Raw genomic sequence first — 5,536 nt, 5'->3', positions numbered from 1 at the left:
GAAGGCACGTTCGACGCGGTCATCTCTCGGTTGCCGGCATTGCGCGAATTGGGTGTGACCGCCGTCGAAATCATGCCGGTGGCGCAATTTTCCGGCACGCGCAACTGGGGGTACGACGGCGTGCATCCTTATGCGCCTCAGCAAAGCTATGGTGGGCCGCACGGTCTCCAGCGCCTCGTCGATGCCTGTCACCGCCATGGCCTCGCCGCGTTTCTCGACGTGGTCTACAATCACATCGGACCGGAAGGCGGCTATCTCGGTGAATTCGGCCCGTATTTCACCGAGCACTACCGGACTCCTTGGGGAGCGGCGGTTAACTATGACGACAGGGGTTCGGACGAGGTGCGAGCGTTCGTGTGCAACAACGCGCGCATGTGGATCCGTGACTATCACTTCGATGGATTACGGTTGGATGCGGTTCACGCGATGTACGACCTCGGTGCCCGCCATATTTTGCGGGACATCAAGGAGGCGGCGGAGGCCGCCTCGAAAGGGCGAGGGTATGCCGCGCATATCGTGGCCGAAAGCGATCTCAATGACGTGCGTGTCCTGTTGCCGCCCGAGCGAGGAGGCTATGGATTGAACGCGCAATGGAGCGACGATTTCCATCACGCGGTGCATACCTGCCTGACCGGTGAGCAGCAAGGGTACTATGTTGACTATGGACGGCCCGAACAGTTGGTCAAATCGCTGACCGATACGTTCGTGTTGGACGGCAGCTACAGCCATTCTCGTGATCGGCGCCATGGAGGCGACAACGCCGGACTTCCTGGAGACCGCTTCGTGGTCTGTGTTCAAAATCACGATCAGATCGGCAATCGCGCCGCGGGCGACCGGCTGAGCACGCTACTTTCTCCGCCGGCGCAACGCCTGGCGGCGAGCTTGTTGCTGCTTGCGCCGTATTTGCCGCTCTTGTTCATGGGGGAAGAATACGGAGAGCCGAGGCCGTTCCAGTTTTTCTGTTCGTTCAGCGACCCGGTGTTGATCGAAAACGTGCGCACCGGCAGGCGGCGAGAGTTCGAGGCCTTCCATAGGGACGGTGACGTGCCGGACCCTCAGTCCGAATCCACGTTCGAAGCCTCTCGATTGAGCTGGTCCTGGGAATTAGACCCACATCGGTCGGGGCTGCGCAGGTTGTATCAAGATCTGCTGCGGGCGCGTCGAGAATGGCCTGCCCTGCGTGACTACGTACAGCGCAGCGCCTGTCTTGCACCTACCGGCCATCACGTAGTAGAGCTCGTCCGCGGAGAGTCCGGCGCCGATTCCCGACATTTCATTCGGGCACTCTTCAACTTGTCCGCACAGGAGCAGCAGATTCCTGATGGGAGCCATGGCCCCTTGCGGTGGAGTTCCGAGGCGGAACGCTATCATGGCGCGCGGCGCGCGCGCTGCTCCGATAGCAGGCTGTTGCCGTACGAATGCCTCATCTTTAATGGTGGAAGGACCGACCTATGAGCCGCGATGCCTGGTGCATCGATTCCGTATACCAAGACGCGGCGGGGAAGGAGCAGCGGGTCTCCCGCGAATCCCTGGAGGCGATCCGGTCTGCCATCGGCCATCCCCCGAAGGAACCACGGTCCCTATTCGACGAACCGGTCAAGGTGGTGCGTCATGGGGAACCATTGGTACTCCCTGGCCCGGCCGAGCTGCGGCTGGAAGACGGCACGGCTATGAAGGTACGGGATCGCCTTCCGAACAGCGTGCCGGCGGGCTACCACGAGCTCGCGCCGATAGGCGAGTCTACCTCCACGAAGCTCATTGTCACTCCGGGGCGATGCCACTTTCCCCCGGGCCTGAGAATGTGGGGATGGAGCGCGCAGGTCTATGCCACGCGAAGCCGCTCGAGTTGGGGCATCGGAGATTTAGCCGATCTTCGCCGCCTTGGGGAATGGGCCAAGCTCACGGGAGCGGGGATGGTTCTCATCAACCCTTTGAATGCCGTACTTCCCCTTCTGCCGCAGGAAGCCAGCCCCTATTCACCCTCCAGCCGCCGCTATCGCAATCCGCTCTATCTCCGTATCGAAGATGTGCCAGGCGCGGAACGGATCGAAACCGACCTTCGGCGGCTCACAGCTGACGCTCAAGTCCTGAACAACGAGCGGACGATCGACCGCGATCGAGTGTTTCAACTGAAACTGGATGCTTTGCGCAAACTATGGGCCCTTTTCGGAGAAGACGCGGACTTCGATCGATTTCAGCGAGACCAAGGATTGTCGCTCGACCAGTTTGCCGTGTTTAACGTATTGGTGGAAGAGCATGGCGCGGACTGGCGGCGATGGCCGAGCGGCTATCGCCACCCGGACGCGGTAAACATGCGGCGGTTCGCCCAGGAACATGCCGATCGTGTGCGCTTCCATAAGTGGCTGCAATGGCTTTTGGACCGCCAATTGGCGCGGGCGGCAGAACCAACGGCATTGATGCAGGACTTGCCCGTGGGATTCTCGCCCCACGGGGCGGACGCCTGGGCCTGGCAGGATCTCGTGGCGCTCGACTGTTCGATCGGAGCTCCGCCGGACTTGTTCAGCAATGAGGGACAGAATTGGGGCTTGCCGCCGTTCATTCCACACCGACTACGACAGGCAGCCTATGAACCCTTCATTCAAACGGTCCGCTCCGCGATGCGCCATACCGGAGGGTTGCGTATCGACCATGTCATGGGTCTCTTCCGGCTCTGGTGGGTTCCGCCGGGCGGGACACCGAAGCACGGGGCCTATGTTCGATATCGGGCCGACGACCTGCTGGGTATCATCGCGCTGGAAAGTCAGCGCGCGGGTGCGGTGGTCGTCGGCGAAGATCTTGGCACTGTCGAGGAGGGTGTGCGAGCTCGGATGGCCGAGCGCGATATGCTGTCTTACCGGCTGCTCTGGTTCGAGGAGACCGCGCCGGCGGAATATCCGGAGAAGGCGCTGGCGGCGATTACCACGCACGATCTCCCTACGTTGGCCGGCGTTTGGACCGGGAAAGACTACGAGCTTCAGCGACGGAGCGGGTTGGATTCGGGCAAGGACAATGCCGAAAAGTTGAGGCAGAAGATGGTGCAGACCAGTGGAGTGGACCCGAGCGCCGATTTAGAAACGGCAGCCCTCCAGATTTTCAGGCAATTGGCCGAATCGCCATCGGCCATTGTCATGGCGACGATGGAGGCGGCCTGCCTTGCCGCGGAGCGACCAAATATGCCGGGAGCGGAAGGCACGTATCCCAATTGGTCGTTGGGGTTGCCGCTCTCGCTCGAAGAGATTGAAACAGCGGCGTTCCCCCGCAGCCTTGCCGAGATTTTGAGCGGCCGCAATCGCGCGGCCGAAACCTCCAAGTAACGCATTGCATCTGCATTGAGATCCACGCACCGCGTACAGATCCGAGAACCGCCATCCGGGATGATGCGGCGACGGCATCGGCTTCCTGACACAGTGACGCCCGGCCATTTCCCACGGAGCTATCGACTCAAGCTTCGTCGTGACCATCGGATGAGTCCAGCCGGATGTGACAGGATCGAGAGCGCGACGGTCGCTTATGCCCCGGCACCAGAGATATGCCTAGTCGAGCCCGCCTCAAGCAAGGCGCATAATACGCACGATAACGTTTGCTGGACATGTCACGCCCGCCAGGCCAATGCACGGCGTCTTTGGGTGTATCACCTATGCCGTACGGGAAATCGGCGGATGCCCAACAAACCGATGAAGTGAGGCCGTGAACCGATGGAGGCGCCGATGAATAGGCATTCTGCTCGCATTCCCGACTCTCGCATCCCGTGGGGCTCGCTGAAACTCCTACTCGCCCTATTGCTGACCGGTAGTGTCGCGGCTGCCGCTGAGGACAAAAAGTCTCCGCGCCCGCCCCACGATGCGGTGACCGAAGCGCAAGAGCCGCGCACGGTTCCCATTGAACGCCCGGAGCAGAAAAAGACGGATCACGATCGCTCGGACATTTTCAAGGCGCACAAGGCGAAGCCTTCTTCCCCTGTCTTTGAGAATCAGCCTAGGGACGGCAAAATCACGGGGTTCGACTTCTACCGCGATCCCTTGGGCGCAGAGAAGCCAATGCAAGAGCCGGAAGAGATCATGAAGAAGGATATCGCCGCCAAGCCCAAGGTGATGGAGACGCAACGCAAGTTGCTGGAGCGGCGTTATCACCTCAAGCCGAAGCAAGATCCGGAGGCCAAGATGTCGCGGGGCAAACCGCTGGCGGTCGGTCCGACGGCGCGCTTGTCGGAAGGCATGACATGGGAACGGCTCTCCGGCCAAAGTCCGGAAGAGATCAAGAAGCAGGGGATCTTTCCCTATCCATCGCTGCCTCACCTGCTGCAATCCCCTGGGGGCATGGTCTTCCCTCAGATACAAATCGACATGTTTCCACGGCTCGAGCGGGTCGACGTCGATTTCGATCTCCCCGAGGCCTTCCTACCGGAATTTCCTCCGGCCATGTTCTTGAGCAACCGGCCTGAATTGGGCGATGTGTCACGGGGCGAAGTCATCTCCATCAACAACTATTACGCCCTGTTCAAGGACATCCTCACTCCTGTCCAGCTCGATGGACTGAGGATGCTGTTGACTCCTTTTCCACAAGAGGAGTTCAACCCGACCGACGACCGCAAAAGCCTGCATCCGAGTCTCGGTGTGACTTGCTTCGACTGCCATGTGAACGGCCATACGACCGGACAGTTTCATCTAAACCCCGATACGCGGCCCGAAGAACGACGGATCAGGCTCGATTCGCCGAGCATACGGGGTGTATTCAATCAACAAATCCACTCATCCAAGCGAAGCTTGCGCTCGATCGAAGACTTCACGGAATTCGAGCAGCGGACCGCTTACTTCAATGGCGACCCGATTCGCGCGATGAAGAAAGGGTTCCAGGAGTTGCCGCGCAGCGTCGTTCCGCACATGGCCCAGTTTCAGAACATGCTCGACTTCCCACCAGCCCCCAAGTTGGATCTGACGGGCCGTCTCGATTCGGAGAAGGCGAACGATGCCGAGAAACGAGGTGAGAAACTGTTCTTCGGGAAGGCCAAGTGTGCGGTCTGTCATCCCGCCCCCTTCTACCTCGACCACCAGATGCACGACTTGCATATGGAGCGTTTTCTCGACGAGCCAGGAGACGGACCGATCAAGTCGTTGAGGTCTTGCCCGTTGCCTCGTAGCGGATGGCTGTCAACTTGCCGTCTTTCGTCGCGCTGGGCGCGACCCTCTGGACGGTGTGCGGCCGGTAGCCAGGGACCGTGTACTGCTGGGCGCGCGTCAAGACCAGTTTGACGGGGGAGCGAACGTGTTTGGCGGCCAGCGCCGCGATGAAGACGTGAACCCAGGTCCGCAGCGCCGAGCCAAACGCGCCGCCGACGAACGGAGACACGACGCGCACGTCGTCCTTGTTGATACTGAATGCGGTGGCCACCTGCTGCTGCACGTTATCGACCCATTGCGTCTTGTCGTAGAGGATGAGCTTGTTGCCGTCCCAGACGGCGACGGTGGCGTGCAGTTCCATCGCGTTGTGATACTCGTCGGGTTGCGAGTAGGTCCCTTCGACCTTCACCGCGGCGCTG

The 5,536-nt window shown here is 60.6% G+C and carries 3 protein-coding genes and 1 pseudogene; 3 read left to right on the top strand and 1 reads right to left on the bottom strand.

Going from position 1 to position 5,536, the window contains the following annotated elements; all coding sequences use genetic code 11:
- From treZ to ACOSYY_RS17690, 3 genes are all read left to right on the top strand, one after another.
- Positions 1-1,455 (top strand): malto-oligosyltrehalose trehalohydrolase (treZ, locus tag ACOSYY_RS17700; protein ID WP_421664156.1); only part of this gene is annotated, 1,455 nt, incomplete at its 5' end.
- Entirely contained in the window at positions 1,452-3,314 is a 1,863-nt protein-coding gene (gene malQ, locus ACOSYY_RS17695) for a 4-alpha-glucanotransferase (protein WP_421664155.1), read from the top strand. The genes treZ and malQ, both read left to right, overlap by 4 nt.
- A 393-nt stretch (positions 3,315-3,707) precedes the next feature.
- Positions 3,708-5,249, top strand: a complete 1,542-nt coding sequence (locus tag ACOSYY_RS17690; RefSeq protein ID WP_421664154.1) for a cytochrome B6 — start codon at positions 3,708-3,710, stop codon at positions 5,247-5,249.
- On the opposite strand, the pseudogene ACOSYY_RS17685 reads toward ACOSYY_RS17690, so the two are convergent.
- Positions 5,179-5,478 (bottom strand): annotated as a pseudogene (locus ACOSYY_RS17685) (molybdopterin cofactor-binding domain-containing protein); the annotation flags it as partial. The gene ACOSYY_RS17690 and the pseudogene ACOSYY_RS17685 sit on opposite strands and share 71 nt — an antisense overlap.
- Between the last annotated feature and the right edge of the window lie 58 nt (positions 5,479-5,536).

The organism is Nitrospira sp. BLG_2, assembly GCF_049222245.1.
Note: the sequence above shows the minus strand (reverse complement) of the source record. Positions and strands in the feature narration are given on the sequence as shown.